An 18,851-nucleotide genomic window follows, 5' to 3' on the forward strand; every position below is an offset into this window, starting at 1 on the left:
TCTTCGAATTTGATTGAGGGATAAACGTATGGCGAGTCCCGATTCACGGAACCTCTGGAGGCGGTTGCTGTTTAAATGGCGGCGAGCATGCTTTCACTGTCCTTGATCAGATTGCCGGTGCGGAGCCGGTCCGCGCAGTGCAGGAACGACCTGACGGTCGCGCAGGATTTACTGACCCTTGAAAGTGACATTAGTGCCGAGCAGCGTTGGCATTCTGTTCGCCAATGTACGTTGAATACCCATCCAGCTATTCTACGTGCCCCCCCTCATTATCTACACTGCCGAAGATAGCCAAAACACCTTCGGCACGCTCGGGATGACACGCATGAACCTTCAATCTCGCAACAACATAAAAGTGGTGGGTGAAGGTCCTTCGACACTGATCTTTTCCCACGGCTTTGGCTGCGATCAGACCATGTGGCGTTATCTGCTCGACCACTTCACCTCTCGCTTCAGGGTTGTACTGTATGACCTTGTCGGTGCGGGCCAGTCAGATCTGGACGCGTATGATCGGGAAAAATATAACTCGTTGGCCGGGTATGCTCATGACCTGGGCGAAATCATCGATCAGTTCGCCACTGGCGAGGTCATTCTGGTTGGCCACTCGGTTAGCGCCATGATTGGCGCCTTGGTGGACCGCCAGTCCCCCGGAAGAATTGCCGCTCACGTGATGATTGGCCCTTCGCCCTGCTACATCGACGCCGACGACTACGTGGGCGGATTCAAACTCGAAGACATCCACTCCCTGCTCGACACCCTCGACAGCAACTACCTCGGCTGGTCCAGCAACATGGCCCCCGTCATCATGGGTGCGCCCGGGCAACCGGCGCTGGGCGAAGAACTGACCAACAGTTTCTGCCGTACCGAACCCGAGATCGCCAAGCAATTCGCCCGTGTGACATTCATGTCGGACAACCGCAAGGACGTCGCGGGCCTGATCACACCCACCTTGATCCTGCAATCCACCGACGATCTCATCGCGCCCGTCGCTGTGGGTGAATACCTGCATGCTGTACTCCCCAACAGCACGCTCTGCTTGGTGGCCAACGTCGGTCATTGCCCGCACATGAGCGCACCGAGTGCCTGTTCCGAAGCCATGGACAGCTTCCTGTCGCCGTGGGTGGGCACTGATGTCGACTGATGAACCGCCACTGCCCGACCCGCAGTCGCTATTTGAAGGCGCTCCTTGCGGCTTGGTGGTGACGAAAGAGGACGGCACGATCCTGCGCGCCAACCTGACGTTCTGTTACTGGATCGGCTTCGACTCAGACGCGTTGATCGGCCGGCGTTTCCAGGACCTGCTGACCATGGGCGGCCGCATTTTTCATCAAACCCACTGGGCGCCGTTAATGCGAATGCAAGGCTCTGTGGCCGAGGTGAAACTCGATCTGGTTCACAAAGACAAACATTCCGTCACCATGCTGCTCAACGGTGTTAGACGCGAGCATGCCAGCGGTGCTTTTTATGAGCTGGCGCTGTTCGGAACCACCGATCGCGACAAGTACGAGCGTGAATTGCTCAGTGCCCGAAAAATCGCCGAAGACCTGTTGCGGGAGAAAACCGCCGCCGAAACGGCGCTCCAGCAAGCCCAACATGAACTGAACAAGGCCTACGAAAAAGCCAAACGTCGCGCCACGTTCGCCGAACAAATGGTCGCCATCGTCAGCCACGACCTGAAAACCCCGCTGACCGCGATAAAAATGGCCTCTGACATCCTTGCCCGAGGCGAACATTCTGCCAGGCACGTCAAAATGCTCGGCCACATCAGCCAGTCGGCCAGCCGCGCCGAACGGATGATTGCCGACCTGTTGGACTTCACCTTGGCCAGAGTCGGACGAGGGATTGCGATCACGCCTGCTTCGGTTGACCTGCACGCATTCGTCAGCCTGAGCGTCGACGAACTGCGCATTGCGTTTCCTGAGGCCACATTGCTGCATCAACGCAGTGGTTCGGGCAGTGCTTACCTTGATGCGGATCGGGCGCAGCAGATTATTGGCAATCTGGTGGCTAACAGCGTGGCTTATGGAGATTTGAAACAGCCGATCATCATTACGTCACGTGTCGAAGAGAATCAGGCCGTTGTGTCGGTGCATAACCAAGGTGCGGTTATCCCAGCGACGCTAATGGCCACTTTGTTCGAGCCCATGACCCGTGGCACGACCGACAGCGACACGCGTAGCGTAGGACTCGGGTTGTTTATCGTGAGGGAAATCGCCAGGTCGCATGGCGGGGACGTGGCGGTCAGCTCAAGCGCCGACGAAGGTACGACGTTCGATGTCCACTTTCCGCATATCCAAATTTAAAAACCTCGGTCAGACAGCGAAGTAGACAGTCCAGCCCTCAGTACCTATCGGTGCATCAGCCTAAGCCCATCTCGACGCATCAAAAAAGTTTGAACCGCTTTTGGACGCGCTCGCCTAATGATCAGCGTGTGGAGAATCCCACAGGCAATGTGTCAATACCGGCAGACTCCAAGAGGTGGTCAACATGGCTAAAGACGAGAAGAAAAGCAAAGGCGAGTCTTCAAAAGCCAGCAAGGATTTGAAAGACAAAAAGTCATCACCGGCAAAGAAATCAGCGGCGGCGTCGGCTCTTTCGAAATCTTCCGACAAGAAAGACAAGAAAAAAGATGCCGAGCCAAAGAAATCTGCAAAAAAAGCTGATAGCAAGCCAGAAAAGGCCAAGAAATCAGAGAAGGCAGACAAGCCGGCGAAGAAGAAAAAGTGACACCTGCTATCCGCTAGGGCTTTACGCCCTAGCTTCCTTACGCCGTGTTGCCTTCGATGTTGCCACCGGCAGCAATGGGCCGACTGCGGCCCTTCGCGGCTCGCCTCTATCGGTCAGAAGCAGCCGCCCGGAATGCTCTCCACTTCCCCGGCACAGAGAATTTCGAACGTGCGACACCAAAGAGGCGATTAATGAGCTATACCCGCTAATCTCCCTTTGCAGTTCTTTGGAGGTTGGCAATGAACCCTGGAAACTCACTGGCAGCGCTAATGGTCATCGCAAGCCTCGTCGGCTGCACCACTTCAGCCGACCATGGCGTGAGCATTCCTTTGGTGGCCACGCGGCATAACACCGGTCAGATCGGCAATGTAACGTTGGCCAGTTGGGACAAACAAACCGGCTTCAGTTTTTTCATCAGCGGTGTTCCAAGCGGCGCGTCCCTGCCCTTGCGCCTCTATACCTTCATCAATAAAGGCAGTTGCCAGCAACCCGGGCCCGTTGCCTATGCAATGAATGATCATGTGAACACCGAACGCCAAGCCATACGCGGCTGGGCGTTCTCAAGAAGCGCACCTGTCGCAATGCAGGATCTGCTTGCCGGTGAGTATTCCGTGGTCGTGCGAAGTGCACCGGACAGCGGCAACGTCGATATTTTTTGCGGGGATATCAAGCCAGGAGGTTCGGCGAAATAACCTCGGTTCGGCCCGCCCAAGCGTTAACGTTGTAGTGGCTGGCTAGATGATATGTCCACAGTGCTAGTCCACAACGAACAACTTCGCACCGGTGGTCGTGAACGAGCGGTGCCCTTCAGCATTGTTGCCCACTTGATAGCTCATCCCGGCCGTCAGTGTGAATTGACGGCCATCCTCCAGTTCAGTGTGCAACTGGCCTTCCAGGCACAACAGGATATGACCTCTCCAGCACCAATGATCGGCCAGGTATCCAGGACTGTACTCAACCATCCGCACACGCGTCGAACCAAACTGGCAGGTTCGCCAATAGGCTGTGCCTGTTTCGCCGGGATGCGTTACTGGTTCGACAGTCGACCAGTCGGTAGTACCAAACGGGATAGCGGTGAGATCCATTGTTGCCTCATCGAGATACAGTGAATGCGGACCGTATCAACCTGGGGATGGGGCCGATAGACACAGAGGGTGTGCAATTGCGGGATACAGGGGCTGGTGCGAAAACGGGTTCAGGGCGTGTGTGCGGGCCTGCCTTACAGGTCTGAAAAACTATAGGGCTGAAGCTCGGCGATCTGCGACAGCAGGATCAGGTGCTCCACCGTCTTCACCTTCTCTAGATGATCGAGAGTATCAGGGCCTCCTAGCATTAACGCGGGAACAAAGCCGTACATCTCGTCGTGACGAAGAGTGCCGAGCTTTTTCTTTGCAGGTTTGAACAGGTCGCCATAATCATTGGAGTCTACTTGCCTGGATAGCAGGAAGGAGCGAAGTCCTTTATCCATCTGCTCTCCTGTATATATAGATGTGTGTGTTGTATAGCGAGAGAGGACACTGGTTATCTTGAGGGAGGCCCCCGTTTTTTCGCCCCAAAGGTACAAGTCGCCAAAGGCACTACGAGCAATCAGGTGGTAAGTGTCAAACGCTTCAAACCTGGTTCCTTTAAGCCAAGACGCTACAACCCCCTCGTATTCTTGTGGGTTCACTATCCAGAAAATGCCGTCACCGTATCCGCACCAGCCGTGTTCGGCCCAGTATTCCAATAACTGATTGGGTAGCTTGCCTCTATAGCGCTCAATACTTGATGCTGGGACTTCCTGCCGATCAACAGGTCCGCCAAATTTCTCTAAAAACCGGGCAAATATCTTGTCCACATGAAACCTTCTTCGTTTTAAGAATCTGCTCACTGATCGGTAATTTCATTGAGATCTGATTCCTGATACCAGCCTTAAAGGTCTGAAAAACTATAGGGCTGAAGCTCGGTGATCTGAGACAGCAGGATCAGATGCTCCACTGCCTTCACCTTCTCTAGATGATCGAGGGTGTCGGGGCCGCCGAACATCAGCGCGGGAACAAAGCCGTACATTTCGTCGTGACGCAGGGTGCCGAGCTTTTTCTTCGCGGGATTGAACAGGTCGTCGAAATCGTTGTATTCCACTTCTGTAGATAAAAGAAAATTTTGTAGTTCCCTATCCAAATCATCGTTTGTGATTTCGAAGTCATCGACATCACATCGAGAAAGCACACTGGTTATTTTTAGAGAGGCTCCCGTTTTTTCGCCCCAAAGATACAAGTCACCGAAGGCGCTACGAGCAATCAGGTGGTAAGCATCACGCTCTCCATATTTCGTCCCTTCAAGCCAGGACGCCACTACCCCCTCGTATTCTTGTGGATTAACGATCCAAAAAATCCCCTCACCGTAACCGCACCAACCGTGTTCAGCCCAGTATTCCAGTAGCTGATTGGGTAGCCTGCCTCTATAGCGTTCGATACTAGACGCTGGTACTTCCTGTCGATCAATGGGACCGCCAAACGTATCCAGAAAAATTGAAAATACTTCATCCATTACGGTTCTCCTTAACATTTATGAAGTTTGACATTGAGATATGTGTCACTGCGTAAAGTCGCTGGCACTGTCTCAGCGGCCTTTTTCAGATTAGTTATTTTTGGTCCCCATTGAGGGCCAATGCTGGAGTTGACTTGTCGATCCCCGAAATCCGCGATGATATCTTTACCGCCTGCACTCAAATCCGGATTATGCAGTCCTGCAAGGTTGGACATCGTTTCCTTGGCTTTTTTCAGGCTCTCTGCTTTCGCAATTCTGGGGCTCATCGTTTTCGAATACTCCTTTTGAAATCGCGCTTGTAATTTGGCTTGTAATTTCTTTCGGGCCTGCCTAGCCGCAGTTCGACTCCGCTTCACCGGATTAGCAATATTCTCCAAATACTCATCAACCGTCAGCCGATTCAGCCCATCCTCTTGCCCCTGCAACTGCCGCTCGAACTCACCGATTTTAGACGCTGGCATCTTGTCCGCTTTGAAGCATTCGACTTTATGAAGCGGCATGGCGTTCGGTTTGTCACGCGGGGAATCCTTGTCTTTTCCTGGTGGACGATCTGCTGGCGGTGCTGGCTCCTGCTTTCCGAATGGACTTTTGCTCCGCTCAGGCGGTTGCAGGTCTGGCCGTTTTTTCAGCGCGTCTTCATGCTTGAGCATCCATTCGCCCAATCGCGCGCCTTTGGAGCTTGCTCGCATTTCCTGGGCGAGGACATTGGCATTGCCTCGACCGCGCGTAATGTATTCAACGATGGCTCCCAGCAGCAGGACGATAACCTCTACATGCCCCAGTGCGATGTGGTGGACGGCTCTGTCCTGAGCGAAAGGATCGTCCTGGCTGAACGGGTTCAACCCGTCGTCGCCGCGCGGGCCTTTCCACGCGATGTTGATGCCCGTCAGGTAGTACTCGCCAATGCGCGGCAAGCCCTCGACAAAAAACTCGGCGATGGACGTCAGGCCGAGTACTCCCAATATCCAGGTGCTGACGTGCAACCCCATTGCGGCGCCAGCGGCGCCCATGGGAATGGCACCTGCGCCTGTGAAAAATGCGCCTACACCCGCTCCGATGGCGCCTCCGGTCAACACACTGCCCGCGACGATCATCGCCATTTGCGTGACGACGTCGAGCAACTCGTTGAGGATGCTGGAGATGTCGAGATCAGAAAAGCGCTGCCTCAACAAACGGCCAGCTTCCCACTCAGCCCGGTTGAACGCAGACCTGACACTGCTGATACGACGGATATTGAGAGATAAGGAAGGGACAACTTCGTTGAGATGCGTGCGAAAGCTGGCGCTTCCCTGGTAACCCATTTCATGACGTATTCGGTCTTCTATTTCGTGCCACGTGGGCACGACGTTCCATAAAAACATTCGAATGTCTCCCTGACATTTCGCCCGCTAGTGGACCCCATTACCCTGGCGGCCGTTACCGAAATAACGCTAACAAGGTGTTGGGCGGGTTGATGTAGGAAAACTCTTTTATGGCGGCCAGACACTTCCAATATTTCACAATGTTGCATCCGCGCCGAGCTAAGGCAGGTCTTCAGCCTGCGCTTGAATGGATGCCAATCGTTGGGCGGCTCTCGTGATTTAAAGGCGAGAAAATGCAGATGATTGCGCTTGGCCTCGTCCATACCTTCAGCTGTGGTGTGATCTATCTGCTGGTTGGATTTGGCTCGCAGGTGGTGCTTCGGGCGCGCCCTGCCGCCGCCCGCCGGGTCAGTCGTTTCTCCGGAGCCGCCATGATCATCATTGCGCTGGTGCTACTGGTTGAGCAGATGCGGGGTTAATCGGCGAATCACGGGAAGCTCCAGGTGCTGGCTTGCCAGCGAAGGTCTTGAATGCGCGGCGTTTCTCCTGTTTAAAACCGTCATCGTTGGCGACCTTCGCGAGCAAGCTCGCTCCAACAGGGGAATGTGTACGAAGCAGGTCGAGCGTGGCCTGAAGGCTCAGCGTTCCTCTTCCTTCCAGTCCACCCAATCCACTGGATGGGTCGCCAGGTAGCTGTTGACGGCAGTGCCTAAGGTCGGAAAAAACGCGGATTCGCCCAGCCGCGCAAACAGCCCGAATCGCTTCAGCTTGTCCTTCACCGGGTCCTTCATCTCGGCCAGGCATAACTCGATGCCTGCCGCCTGCAAGGTTTCGTCCAGTTCGGCCAACATGTCGGCGGAGGTCACGTCGACGCTGGTGACCGGTTCCGCGGCGATGACCAACCAGCTCACCGGCGTTGGCGACGCTGCCACCGCGTCCAGCACCCGGTCATGGAACAACTCGGCGTTGGCGAAAAACAACGGTGCATCCCAGCGAAACAGCACCAGGCCGGGGATCAATCGCGCGTCCGGATAGCGCTTGAGGTCATGGTAGCCCTGGATGCCATCGGCACGTCCCAGCACCGCCGAGTACGGGCGCCAGCCATCCCAGAGGAATTCGATGACGGCGATCACGATGGCCAGGCCGATGCCCTCGATCGCGCCAAACACGGCCACGCCGACGGTGCAGACGATCGACAGCCAGAACTCCCAGCGCTGGATGCGATAAATCCGTCGCAGGTCGGTGATCTCGATCAGGCCGATGGCCGATGCGATCACCACCGCTGCCAGTGCGCTGGTGGGTAGATTCTGCAACAGGTCCGGCGCCACCAACAGCAGCAAGGCAACCGTCAGCGCGCCGACGATTCCGGTCAGTTGGGTCTTGGCGCCGGCGGCCTCGGCCACCGGTGTACGGGATGAACTGCTGCTGATCGGAAAACCCTGAAAAAAACCGGCGGCCAGGTTGGCGACGCCCAGCCCGACCATTTCCTGGTTCGGGTCGACGTAGGTCTGGGTTCGCGCCGCATAGACGCGCGACAGCACGCTGGTGTCGGCGAACGAAACCATGGCGACCGCACAACCGCCGATCAGCACCGGCACGATGTCGGCCGTGGTGATCCAGGGGATGGCGAAGGCAGGCAAGCCTTGCGGCAGTGAGCCAAGGACCGACACGCCGGCGCGGGCGCCAAGGTCCAGCACCCCCACGGCGACAGTTGCCCCTACCACCGCGATCAAGATGCCCGGCACCCGTTTGTAGGGTTTGAGCAGCAGGATCACCACCAGGGTGACTGCGCCGATGGCGAACGTCGCCCAGTTGGTTTTGCCCTCCAGCACGGCGGTGGCGATGGCCCAGAGGTTTCTCAGCGGCCCTTCGGATTCGATCGAAAAGCCAAAAAACTTCGGCAACTGGCTGATCAACACCGTCAGCGCGATCCCGTTCATGTAGCCGTAGCGGATCGGCTTGGACAGCAGCTCCGTCACGAAGCCCAGGCGCGCGATCCCCGCCAGGATGCACACGGCCCCCGAGACGATCGCCATCATCCCCGCCAGCGCGACCGCGCGATGCGGATCGCCACCGGACAGCGGCAGGACGACGGCGAGAATGACGGCAGCCAGTGAGGAATCCGGCCCCAGCACCAGAATCCGGCTGGGCCCGAACAACGCATACGCGAGCAGCGGAACGATGGTCGCGTACAGGCCATAAATGCCAGGTACGCCCGAGGCCACCGCATAGGCAATGCCAACGGGCACCAGCATGGTGGTCAGCACCAGACCGGCCACGATATCGTGGCGCAACCAGGCCATTTGGTAGTGGCGCAGCGTACGCAGCCCCGGCAGCCAGCGGCCCCAGCGCCGCCGATCGTCGCGGGTATCGCGGTGTGCAATTCGGCCCGGTTGCGGGGCGACAGGCGAAGCGTCCGGATCGCTCATAGGACGGTGGTCCTTTGGTGTACAGCGAAGATGTGCTTGAACGTAGCCGTCAGAATGTCTCGGGAATCCGTCTGTACGGATAATCCGGTTCGCGATAGCCGCCGGGCTTCTGCCGTTTGGGCAAAATCACCTTCTCGCGCGGCACATCCTTGTACGGGATGCGGCTGAGTAAATCGGAGATGATGTTCAGACGGGCCCGGCGCTTGTCGTTCGAGTTCGCCACCAGCCACGGTCCATGTTCGGTGTCGGTTGCCTTGAACATGTCGTCACGTGCGCGTGAGTAGTCATACCAGCGGCTGTATGACTTGAGGTCCATGGGGGTCAGTTTCCAGATCTTGCGCCCATCGTTGATCCGCGCCTCTAGCCGTCGGGTCTGTTCCTGCGGACTGACTTCCAGCCAGTACTTGAGCAGAATCACGCCTGAATCGACGATCGCACGCTCCACATTGGGGACGGTTTTCAGGAAACCCTCAACCTGTTCCTGGGTACAGAACCCCATCACCCGCTCGACACCCGCTCGGTTGTACCAACTGCGATCGAAGATCACCACCTCGCCAGCCGCAGGCAAATGCGGCAGGTAGCGCTGCACATACATCTGGCTCTTCTCTCGTTCAGTCGGTGCAGGCAGCGCCACGACCCGAAAGATCCGTGGGTTCACCCGTTCGGTGAGGGCCTTGATCGTCCCGCCCTTGCCGGCGCCGTCACGCCCCTCGAAGACGATACAGATCTTGACGCCCTTCCTTTTCACCCACTCCTGCAACTTGACCAGCTCGACATGCAGCCGGCGCAACTGCTCAAGATAGTCTTTGTTCTTGAGCTTCAAGGTTTTAGCAGGATTACCTTTCTTGTCCTTTGCCATGGCCAACACCTCGTTCCGGCTGACGACCCATCGATAGCCCCTGGAGTCTAGTCCATACCCCGCCGACGAGTAGCGAAACCCTCCAGTCGACCAATCACGCAAACCCTGTAGCCGCAGGCTTCGCAAGCGGCTACAGGTGGGCATTGTGGCGGCTACCCCACAGCCCCGAGATAATAATTCTGAATATCCTCGCGCCCGGCCAACTCGACCGCCGCCCCTTCATCCACCACCCGGCCGTTCTCCAGTACAAACGCGTACTGCGCGTAATCGAGGGCGATGTTGATGTTTTGCTCGGCCACCAGCAGGCTCAACCCTTCATCGCGATTGAGCCGGGCGAGGATCTCGAAGATTTCCTCGACCACTTGCGGCGCCAGGCCCATGGACGGTTCATCCAGCAGTAACAGGCGCGGCTCGGACATCAGGGCGCGACCGATGGCGACCATTTGCTGCTCGCCGCCCGAGGTGTAGCCGGTCAGGCGTTTGCGCAGCAGGCGCAACCGGGGGAAGTAACCGTAGATGCGTTCCAGTCGCTGATTCAGCACCTTGCGTGACGGCCGCCCGACAAACCCGCCGATCAGCAGGTTCTGTTCGACCGTCAAGTGGGTGAAGCAATGCCGCCCTTCAAGCACCTGGGCCAGCCCCGCCAGCACCAGGCTCGCGGGGTCGGCATCGGTGATCACCTGCCCTTGATAGAGGATCTGGCCCTTGGTCACTTCACCGCGCTCGGCCTGCACCTCAGAGGGAGCAGCTACTTGCCCCGTGTTTTTCCAGGTAGCGCTGATGTTCCTCCTCCGCCAGTTGAAATTCCCCCAGCGGCACGATCACGGTGGCGACCGGCTTGCCCAACTGCCCCGACGCATCCAACCGTTGCTTGGCGACCAGCGCCAACTGGGCCTGCTGAGCAGATTTGAAAAATAGCGCAGAACGGTATTTCACCCCGACATCCGCGCCCTGGCGATCGAATGATGTCGGGTCATGCAACGTCCAGAAGTGCTCGATGAGACGGCTGTAGGAAATCACCTTGGCATCGAAGTCGACCTGCACCACTTCGATCAATGCCGACTCACCGTTGGCCGACCGTGCAAAACCGACCCGACTGTCGAGCACGCCCGGCAACGCCCTGAATGACGCTTCAGCACCCCAAAAACAGCCGGCGCCAAAAGTCGCCTGCTCAACCAATACGTGGTGTTGAAGATCACTCATGTCCCGGCAACCTCTCTGTGCGGCACGAGATGCCGGTGTAATTGTTCGATGTGTTCTGGCCCGATGCCGCAGCATCCGCCGACAATACTAGCCCCTGCCGCGACCCAGGATCGGGACCAGTGCAAATAAGACTCGGGGCCCAGATCACGACGAATCTCCAGCAACGTGCTGTTCGCCTTGGCCTCGGTGCTGACGGGAGGAAACGCGTTGGCGTACACGCCCAGCTCAACGGGTTGATGAAGGTTCTGAATGACATCTCGGGCCTCGGCCAGTGCTGTCGCCATCACTTCCGGCTGGCTGCAGTTGAAGAGCACCGCCCTCGCCCCCAGTTCGACCGCCACGCGTACCGCGTCGGCGACCGGCTCGGACGACCGCAGGCGCGGTGCCTCACCGACTTCATCAAGCAGCGTAAAGGAGACCCACAGAGGCCGGGAATCTTCCCCCAGGGCCTCGACCACCGCCCGGACTTCAGCCGTGGAGCTCTGGGTTTCCGCCAACCAGAGGTCAACATGCTCGTGCAAGCCGGCAATCAGCGTGCGATGGATGTCGACCGAGCGCTGGTGATCGAACAGGTCCGGACGATAGGAGCCCAATGCCGGCGGCAGCGAACCGGCCACCGTGACCGGCTCAGTGCTGTCAGACGCAGCTTGACGCGCCAGGCGTCCAGCCCGTTCGGCCAGCGTGCGTCCCTGTTCGGCAAAGCGCTCGTCACCGATATGAAACGGCACCACCGCATAGCTGTTAGTGGTGATGATTCGGGCGCCGGCCTCAATGAATGCCTGATGCGCCTGAAGCACACACTGCGGCGCCTCGATCAGCGCCAGTGCGGACCATTCCGGCTGACGAAAAGGCGCACCGATTCGCTGCAACTCACGCCCCATCCCACCATCGAGCAAACGCAAGGAAACTTTGCTCATTGGCTCGAACTCACTTTCGGCGCCGAGGCGGCAAGCCATTGATCAACGGTGGCGCTGTTCGCCTGGACCCACGCCTTGGCCGCGACGTCAGCCGGCAGTTTTTCCTTTTCGATCTTCAGGATCAGTTCGTTGAGCTGCGCCGGTTCGATGGCGACATTGCGCAGGAACTCGGCAATTTTCGGCGCGCGTTTCTGCAAGGCAGCAGAGGCCAAAACATGCACCTTGGCGTCCGGGAAGGCGCAGGTAATCTGGCTCTTGTTCAACCAGTCCGGGTCGACCGTCGGGCTGATGAATTTCCAGCAGCCATCAGCTTTGTAAAGCGGGTCGTCTTTTTTGTTGTCCTGGGCATAACCGTCGAATGCGGGCTCTTCCAGACGACGCAAGTCAAACGCCGAGAAGATCCAGTCCGGGGTGTACGCATAGAACACCACGCCGCGCTGAGCCTTGTAGGCCGCGGCCAGTTTGGCGTAAGTGACGGAAGCTTCCGTTGAAACCGCCTCGAATTTATCGGCGAACCCATAATCCTTGGCCTTGATCTGGCCAATGTACGTCGACTCCCAGCCCGCCGGCCCAACCAGCAACTGAGCCTTGCCGCCGCCCAGTGGTTCGAAGAGCTTGGCCACTTCCGGCTTTTTCAGGTCGTAGATGGATTTGACCCCGTACTTGTCCTGCAAATACCCCGGAATATAAAACCCTTGCTCCCCCGCATAGGGGTGAGTGTTCGGGACCAGCGAGCGGGTGCCGCCCGTGACGTACTTGGCCCAGGCTGCCGACTGATTCGGCAGCCAGATATCGGTCAGCACATCGACCGAACCGTCGCCTTTCGCCGCGGCACTGAACAGCACCGGGACATCGCCTGCCAGATACGAGACATCGCCATCCAGTCGGCTTTTGATCACTTCGCCGAGGATGTGCTGAATGGCGATAGCGCCCGTCCAGTTCTGCTCGCCTATGACAATTTTGTCCTTGGCCATGACCGCGGCAGGCAGAATCAACGAGGCCAGCAGCGCGGCTGCGCCCAGGGTGCGCGACAAGTGTGTCTTCACGATAAGTCTCTCCGTTTAGTTGTGCGGATGATCTTGCTTGCGCAAGCTCGATTGAATGATTCGATCCGGAATGAGCGCACACAGGACGATCGCCGCGCCGGCCAGCATGCCCTCGCCGCCCTTGATGTTGCGCAGCGCCGTCATCACGTCATAACCCAGGCCACCGGCGCCGATCAGCGCAGCCACGACCACCATCGACAGACTCATGACGATGGTCTGGTTGATCCCCAGCAACAGCGAGCGACGAGCCAGCGGCAGCTGCACCTTGATCAGCGTTTGCCAAGGGCTGGCACCGTGCGCGACCGCCGCCTCGACGGCATCCTTCGGCACTTCCTGGATGCCCAGCGAGGTCAGGCGGATCATCGGCGCCAGGGCGAAAATCACTGTCGCGATCACGGCCGGCGTCTTGCCGACAGAGAAGAACGCCACGGCAGGAATCAGGTAAACAAACGTGGGCAAGGTCTGCATGACATCCAGCAAGGGCGTGATCAAGCGGCGTACCAGCGGTCTCTTCGCCAGCAAAATGCCGGTCGGCACGCCGATAACCAGAGCGATCAGCACCGACGAACCGACCAGCGCCAGGGTGGCAATGGTTCGCTCCCAGAAACCGAACAGGCCGATGTACAACAATGCCGCGCTGCTGGTCAGGGCCAGCGCCAGCCCAGCCGAACGCCAGGCCAGAAACACCAGCGCCAGCGCCGACACCGGCCACGGCAACCAGCCCAGCAGGTTTTCGATCCCTTCGATGACCGTGCGTACCGCGACAATCACGCCGACAAATGCGCCTTCGAACGTCACCTGCGACCAGCCGATGAACTGATCGATGCTCTCTGCTGCCACCAGCAGCGCCTGGCGGTTGGCCGGGAACTGCAGCAAGGCGTTGCTGGTGTCTGGGGTAATGACTCGCCAGATCACCAGTGCCTGACTGACCAGCAGCACCACCAACGGCAGCGCCCAACCCGATGCGTTGCGGCGCACGGGTTGGCGGCTCAAAGTGAGCGCAGTGAATCGGCTGGCAGCGAACACCACCACTGCCGCCAGAACCGCCAGCCACGACGCGTCGGCAAGGCCTTGGCTCACGACAGCCAATGCGGCGAGTTCGCTGGCGAACGTGAGCCAGAACAAACCGCCCTTGCCCCGGGCCGCCAGGGCCGCCGGTCCCAGCAAAAGCGCTTGCCAGCCACGCAAGCCGGGGCTGGAGCGCTGCTCGCGAGGTTGGCTTTCGGCAGTCTGCGGGCGAACGCTGTTTAAGCTGCGCGGCGAGGATGGTGTGGGTGTGCAGTCGCGGAAAAAGTCCGCGACTTCGGCGTCTGCCGGATGTTCAAGCAACTGTTCGGGTGTGCCTAGCTGCACCAGACGGCCCTGGCGCAACACCGCGATACGGTCGGCAAGACGTATGGCTTCCGCCGGATCGTGCGTGACCAGCAAGGTGCTGATGCCGCGGTCGCGGGCCAAGGCCAGGAAATGACTTTGCAAATCGCGCCGGATGGTCGGATCCAGAGCGCTGAAAGGCTCGTCCATCAGCAGGATATCGGGCTCCGTCACAAGGGCTCGGGCCAACCCGACACGTTGCTGCATACCGCCGGAAAGTTCGTGGGGATAATGCTCTCCCCACCCCTCCAGCCCTACCGCTTGCAACTGTAGGGTTGCCGCCGCATGACGAACGGACTCGGGTTCGCCACGCAACTCCAGAGGCAACGCGACGTTGTCCAGAACCGTACGATGAGGCAACAGGCCAAAATGTTGAAACACCATGCCGATGCGCCGCGATCTCAGCGCACGCAAGGCCTTGCTGCTCAACCCGCTGATGGCCTGTCCTTCGATCAATACCTCGCCACTCGTGGGCTCGATCAAGCGGTTGATATGCCGCAGCAACGTCGACTTGCCGCTGCCGGAAGTCCCCATCAGGCACAGAACCTCACCGCGACGCACCTTCAAGCTGACATTGCTGACGGCAGGCAACACCCGCGAACCTTTTCGCAAATAAGCCTTGGTGACGTCTCGCAGTTCAAGCACCACATCTCCTTCATTGGCGTGATCGTCGGTCGGTTGCGCAAGCCTTTTAGAAGAGTCGATCCGGGCAGTCGCCAAAGAGGTTTGAATGATTGTCACAGGAGCTCCCGACAAGCAGCCCTGGAGGCGGGCGCGGCGCTCGCCCAGGGTAGGAAAATTGGCTGAACCTCAGGCCATGCCCAAAAACGGTTGGCCTGATGCAAAAAAAAGCGCCACGCTTGAAGCGCAGCACTCTCTGGAGACATAAAGCTAAACGATCTTAAAAAACACGAACAAATATCTTTTTGGAATTAGCTTAAGCGCCTGCGTTTCTTTCGCTATCTCGCCGCAAGTGTCTTTTTGAAACAATCGAAACTCGCTATCGTCATTCGATTGTTCAACCAGCCCGATTCGAATCAACAAGGCGACCCTATGCCCAGCTTTGCCAATGACCGCAGCAGCGCGTGGTCGGTGTTTCTGATTTTCCTGCGCCTTGGCCTGACCTCTTTCGGTGGCCCCATCGCGCACCTGGGTTACTTTCGCGATGAGTTCGTCACCAGACGGCGCTGGTTGACCGAGCACAGCTACGCGGATCTGGTGGCGCTCTGCCAATTTCTGCCGGGCCCTGCCAGCAGTCAGGTGGGTATCGCGCTGGGCATGTCTCGAGCGGGATATGGCGGCGCGTTGGCGGCCTGGGCTGGTTTTACGCTGCCGTCGGCCATTGCCCTGATCCTGTTTGCGCTGGGCATTGCCCATTACGGCACGGTGATCCCACCCGGCGCCTTGCATGGCCTCAAAGTGGTGGCGGTCGCGGTAGTAGCGCAAGCGGTCTGGGGCATGGCGCGCGTTTTATGCACGGATGTACTGCGCGTCAGCATCATGTTGATCGCGGCCTGCGTCGTCCTGCTTGAACCGTCGGCATGGGGACAGGTCAGCGTGATTATCGCCGCTGGCGGTGCCGGTCTCCTGCTGTTCAAACCCGAGCAGAATGCCGGGCACGATCCCCTGCCGATCACGCTCAGCCCGCGAGCCGGAGCGATCTGGTTGTCGCTATTCTTCGCCTTGCTGGTCGGCCTGCCGCTCTTGAGTCAGTTGCTGCCCAATCAATCCTTGGCCATGGTGGATGCCTTCTACCGGGCCGGATCACTGGTATTTGGCGGTGGTCACGTCGTGCTGCCACTGCTGCAAGCCGAGGTGGTGCCGCCAGGCTGGGTCAGCAATGACGCGTTCCTTGCCGGGTACGGCGCAACGCAAGCAGTACCCGGCCCGTTGTTCACGTTCGCCGCGTTCCTCGGTGCGTCAATGAACCTCGCCCCGACGGGCTGGCTCGGCGGCACAATTTGCTTGCTGGCAATCTTCGCGCCGTCCTTTCTGTTGATCCTCGGCGCCCTGCCGTTTTGGGAACGCGTGCGCCGCAGTGTGCGCACGCGGGCCGCACTGGGCGGGGTGAATGCCGCCGTGGTCGGCCTCCTGTTGGCCGCGCTTTATCAGCCGGTCTGGACCAGTGCCATATTCAAGCCGCAAGACTTCGCTTTGGCACTGCTGGCCCTTGTCGCGCTGATGTTCTGGAAACTCCCGCCGTGGCTGGTTGTGATCGGCAGCGGGATTGCCGGGTGGGTTTTGAGTATCGCGTCGTAAGGAAAAGGTCGGCGATTTCAGGCTGCGGCAAGTCCTCCATCAATCAGGTAGATCGCAAAAGAGAACGTCACGATCGACAACACGGTACTGACCAGAATCGAGGTCGCGGCTTCGCTCTGATAGGCACCGGTCTGGTTCGCAAACATCGCTGGGATCGTCGCCGATGGAAGCGCGCAAAGCAGGATCATCTGTTGTGCGTAAATGCCGTGAGTGCCCAGCACTACCGTAGCGGTGAACATCAACACAGGGTGAATGAACAACTTGAGCCCAAGGTTGGTCCACACCTCACCCGACATTTTCAGCTTCTCCGACGACATGATCAGCCCCAGGCACAGCAGGGATACGCCAGGTGTCGCCTTGCCCAGAAGCGTAAGTGACTCCGCAGCAACGGGCGGCAGTTTGAACTGCAGCAGGGAGAGCAGAATGCCCAGCGCCGGAGCCCACATCAGAGGGCGACGTACTGCCCCCGACAGGCTCGACACGAACGCCTGGGTGCCGCTGCCTTTTCCATCGGCGATGGTCAGCAACATGGTGGTCAGCGGGATCATCACCAGGCTCGCGACGAGGTTCAGCACGAGCACCGAATAGATGCTGCCCGCCCCGAACATCGCACCCAGGATAGGAATACCCATGAAGGCGGCGTCGGGATAACCGTTGACGAAACCCTTGAGCGTTGCAACCTTGAGATCGCGAGTGCTGAACCAGCCGATCGCCAGCGCTATCGTGTACATGCCCATGATGCCGATGAACGTGGCCACGATGAACTTGAAGTCGAAAAGCTGTTCACGAGGCGTGCTCGCCATCCCGACAAAAAGCAGCGCCGGGAATATCCAGCCGAGCACCAGTCGGCTGATCAGCAGGCTGTCCGAATGGGTGAGCCGTCCGCGTTTGCCGGCGATATAGCCCAGCGCGATCACAAAGGCGACAGGCAAAATGGGTCCTACGATTCTGTCTAACATGTCCTCAATCCTCGTATTTGTTTTTATCAAGAATGTCGTCATGGCTGATCGAGGCCGACACCTCGGCCTCGATCAACGCGGCAATGCGCAAGCGACTCAGGTGGCTAAGGTTTGAAGCGGTAGTCCCGAATGACGTCCTGGTCCGGCTCGATGCCGAGCCCCGGCCCTTGCGGTACGTCGATGCGACCGTTATGCGGAATGATGGCGTCGCCATAGAGTTGCGCTTCGAGATCGAAATAACGCCATTCGACCAGTGACTTCGCCCCACCCAGGGCCGCACTTCCGTGCACCGCGGCCAGCAGGCCGGGACCGTCATAAAAGGCGTGGACCATCACGGTGACGCCATGGGCGTTGGCCAGCGCATAGACTTTTTGCAGCTCGGTGATGCCGCCCATTTTTGCCGGGCTGGGCTGAATGAAATCGACCGCACCGGCTTCAAGCAGATGCTGGAAGTCCATCAGCGTCGACGCGTTCTCGCCGGCCGCGACCGGAATCCCGCCGTGCTTGCGTACCGTCGCCAGACCCGAATAGTTTTCCGGTGGCCACACGGGCTCTTCGATCCAGCGCAGATTTAACGGGCGCAGTTTCTCAGTCATATCGAGCGCTTCGCGCACCGTCCACGGAGCATTGACGTCGAGGGTGATTTCGACGCCGGGGCCAGCGGCCTCGCACGCGGCGCGGATGACCTCGATATCGACCTCATGCAGCTTGAGGTGCCGGAAACCGGCGTTAACCGCACGCTGCACATTAATGCGGATGAGTTCGGGGTCGGCATAGCGGATCAGGCTTGCATACGCCGCAAGCGACGTGGCCTCGCTACCGCCAAGCAGCTGGTAGATCGGTTGACCGGCCGCTTTGCCGGCGATATCCCACAGCGCAATATCAATCGCCGAGAGGCCATAGATGAACGCGCCGCTGCGACCGAAGACGTGAAATTCTTCTGCAGATCGCCCTGCAATTTCTCGCGCAGCGTTACATCACTGCCGATCAGTTCGGGCGCAAGGATCGTGTCGATGACGATTTTGGCTGCCGGGATTGCGGTGAAGCCGAAGGTTTCGCCCCAGCCGACAATACCGTCATCCGTGGTGATTTTAACCACGAGGGAATCGACCATCTGCAGGTCTTTCGGCCCCCAGACCCCACCGGCCGACTTGCCACCGGTGGTGAAGGGAATCCGAAGCGGAATGGTTTCAATGCTGGCAATTTTCATAGGACTGCGCCTCAAACAAGTTACAAAGCTGGCGCAGGGAT

General features: G+C 58.6%; 18 protein-coding genes and 2 pseudogenes. 6 read left to right on the plus strand and 14 right to left on the minus strand.

Annotated elements, in window-relative coordinates; genetic code table 11:
* Positions 1-325 precede the first annotated feature (325 nt).
* The 4 genes from ACA057_RS18470 (at position 326) to ACA057_RS18485 (ending at position 3,419) form a co-directional block, all read left to right on the plus strand.
* Positions 326-1,141 (plus strand): alpha/beta fold hydrolase, encoded by an 816-nt coding sequence (locus ACA057_RS18470; protein ID WP_497341135.1) that lies wholly within the window; start codon positions 326-328, stop codon positions 1,139-1,141.
* Positions 1,131-2,303 carry a PAS domain-containing sensor histidine kinase gene (locus ACA057_RS18475; RefSeq protein WP_497341137.1) on the plus strand — a complete coding sequence of 391 codons (1,173 nt, stop codon included), beginning with the start codon at positions 1,131-1,133 and terminating at the stop codon, positions 2,301-2,303. The genes ACA057_RS18470 and ACA057_RS18475 overlap by 11 nt, the downstream gene beginning before the upstream one ends.
* Before the next feature lie 175 nt (positions 2,304-2,478).
* Positions 2,479-2,727: a hypothetical protein gene (locus ACA057_RS18480; RefSeq protein WP_497341139.1), complete on the plus strand. Its 249-nt coding sequence runs from the start codon at positions 2,479-2,481 to the stop codon at positions 2,725-2,727.
* A gap of 239 nt (positions 2,728-2,966) precedes the next feature.
* Positions 2,967-3,419: a hypothetical protein gene (locus ACA057_RS18485; RefSeq protein ID WP_497341141.1), complete on the plus strand. Its 453-nt coding sequence runs from the start codon at positions 2,967-2,969 to the stop codon at positions 3,417-3,419.
* Positions 3,420-3,482: 63 nt separating this feature from the next.
* Here the strand turns inward: ACA057_RS18485 and ACA057_RS18490 are convergent, their stop codons facing one another.
* From ACA057_RS18490 to ACA057_RS18505, 4 genes are all read right to left on the minus strand, one after another.
* The gene (locus ACA057_RS18490; RefSeq protein ID WP_497341143.1) at positions 3,483-3,812 is read right to left on the minus strand and encodes a DHCW motif cupin fold protein; all 330 of its coding nucleotides are present in this window, start codon (positions 3,810-3,812) and stop codon (positions 3,483-3,485) included.
* Between the two features lie 134 nt (positions 3,813-3,946).
* A complete protein-coding gene (locus tag ACA057_RS18495) occupies positions 3,947-4,564 on the minus strand; it encodes a GAD-like domain-containing protein (RefSeq protein WP_497341145.1) in 618 nt (205 codons plus the stop codon).
* Between the two features lie 74 nt (positions 4,565-4,638).
* The gene (locus ACA057_RS18500) at positions 4,639-5,256 is read right to left on the minus strand and encodes a GAD-like domain-containing protein (protein WP_497341147.1); all 618 of its coding nucleotides are present in this window, start codon (positions 5,254-5,256) and stop codon (positions 4,639-4,641) included.
* An 11-nt stretch (positions 5,257-5,267) separates the two neighbouring features.
* Complete coding sequence (locus tag ACA057_RS18505; RefSeq protein ID WP_497341149.1) at positions 5,268-6,617, minus strand: DUF6861 domain-containing protein; 1,350 nt, start codon at positions 6,615-6,617, stop codon at positions 5,268-5,270.
* 233 nt (positions 6,618-6,850) lie between these two features.
* Between ACA057_RS18505 and ACA057_RS18510 the strand changes: the two are divergent.
* Positions 6,851-7,036: pseudogene (locus tag ACA057_RS18510) on the plus strand (LysE family translocator); the annotation flags it as partial.
* Positions 7,037-7,195: 159 nt separating this feature from the next.
* On the opposite strand, the gene ACA057_RS18515 reads toward ACA057_RS18510, so the two are convergent.
* The 7 genes and pseudogenes from ACA057_RS18515 to ACA057_RS18545 form a co-directional block, all read right to left on the minus strand.
* Complete coding sequence (locus ACA057_RS18515; protein ID WP_497341151.1) at positions 7,196-8,986, minus strand: SulP family inorganic anion transporter; 1,791 nt, start codon at positions 8,984-8,986, stop codon at positions 7,196-7,198.
* 49 nt (positions 8,987-9,035) lie between these two features.
* Positions 9,036-9,845, minus strand: coding sequence for a polyphosphate kinase 2 (ppk2, locus tag ACA057_RS18520; RefSeq protein WP_497341153.1), 810 nt, complete (start codon positions 9,843-9,845; stop codon positions 9,036-9,038).
* Between the two features lie 152 nt (positions 9,846-9,997).
* A pseudogene (locus tag ACA057_RS18525) lies at positions 9,998-10,588 on the minus strand (ABC transporter ATP-binding protein); the annotation flags it as partial.
* Positions 10,581-11,048, minus strand: a complete 468-nt coding sequence (msrA, locus tag ACA057_RS18530; protein ID WP_497341155.1) for a peptide-methionine (S)-S-oxide reductase MsrA — start codon at positions 11,046-11,048, stop codon at positions 10,581-10,583. The pseudogene ACA057_RS18525 and the gene msrA, both read right to left, overlap by 8 nt.
* The gene (locus tag ACA057_RS18535; RefSeq protein WP_497341157.1) at positions 11,045-11,965 is read right to left on the minus strand and encodes a homocysteine S-methyltransferase family protein; all 921 of its coding nucleotides are present in this window, start codon (positions 11,963-11,965) and stop codon (positions 11,045-11,047) included. The genes msrA and ACA057_RS18535 overlap by 4 nt, the downstream gene beginning before the upstream one ends.
* Positions 11,962-12,939: an ABC transporter substrate-binding protein gene (locus ACA057_RS18540; protein WP_236710300.1), complete on the minus strand. Its 978-nt coding sequence runs from the start codon at positions 12,937-12,939 to the stop codon at positions 11,962-11,964. The genes ACA057_RS18535 and ACA057_RS18540 overlap by 4 nt, the downstream gene beginning before the upstream one ends.
* An 87-nt stretch (positions 12,940-13,026) precedes the next feature.
* Positions 13,027-15,030 (minus strand): ATP-binding cassette domain-containing protein, encoded by a 2,004-nt coding sequence (locus ACA057_RS18545; protein ID WP_497349948.1) that lies wholly within the window; start codon positions 15,028-15,030, stop codon positions 13,027-13,029.
* A 405-nt stretch (positions 15,031-15,435) separates the two neighbouring features.
* Between ACA057_RS18545 and chrA the strand changes: the two genes are divergently transcribed.
* Positions 15,436-16,641: a chromate efflux transporter gene (gene chrA, locus ACA057_RS18550; RefSeq protein WP_497341159.1), complete on the plus strand. Its 1,206-nt coding sequence runs from the start codon at positions 15,436-15,438 to the stop codon at positions 16,639-16,641.
* A gap of 17 nt (positions 16,642-16,658) precedes the next feature.
* Here the strand turns inward: chrA and ACA057_RS18555 are convergent, their stop codons facing one another.
* The 3 genes from ACA057_RS18555 to ACA057_RS18565 all read right to left on the minus strand — a co-directional run bounded on the left by ACA057_RS18555 (position 16,659) and on the right by ACA057_RS18565 (position 18,810).
* Positions 16,659-17,600 carry an AEC family transporter gene (locus ACA057_RS18555; RefSeq protein WP_497341161.1) on the minus strand — a complete coding sequence of 314 codons (942 nt, stop codon included), beginning with the start codon at positions 17,598-17,600 and terminating at the stop codon, positions 16,659-16,661.
* A 104-nt stretch (positions 17,601-17,704) separates the two neighbouring features.
* Positions 17,705-18,487 (minus strand): mandelate racemase/muconate lactonizing enzyme family protein, encoded by a 783-nt coding sequence (locus tag ACA057_RS18560; RefSeq protein WP_497349950.1) that lies wholly within the window; start codon positions 18,485-18,487, stop codon positions 17,705-17,707.
* Complete coding sequence (locus ACA057_RS18565) at positions 18,382-18,810, minus strand: hypothetical protein (RefSeq protein ID WP_497341163.1); 429 nt, start codon at positions 18,808-18,810, stop codon at positions 18,382-18,384. The genes ACA057_RS18560 and ACA057_RS18565 overlap by 106 nt, the downstream gene beginning before the upstream one ends.
* Positions 18,811-18,851 lie beyond the last annotated feature (41 nt).

Source organism: Pseudomonas sp. LBUM1661 (genome assembly GCF_059695925.1).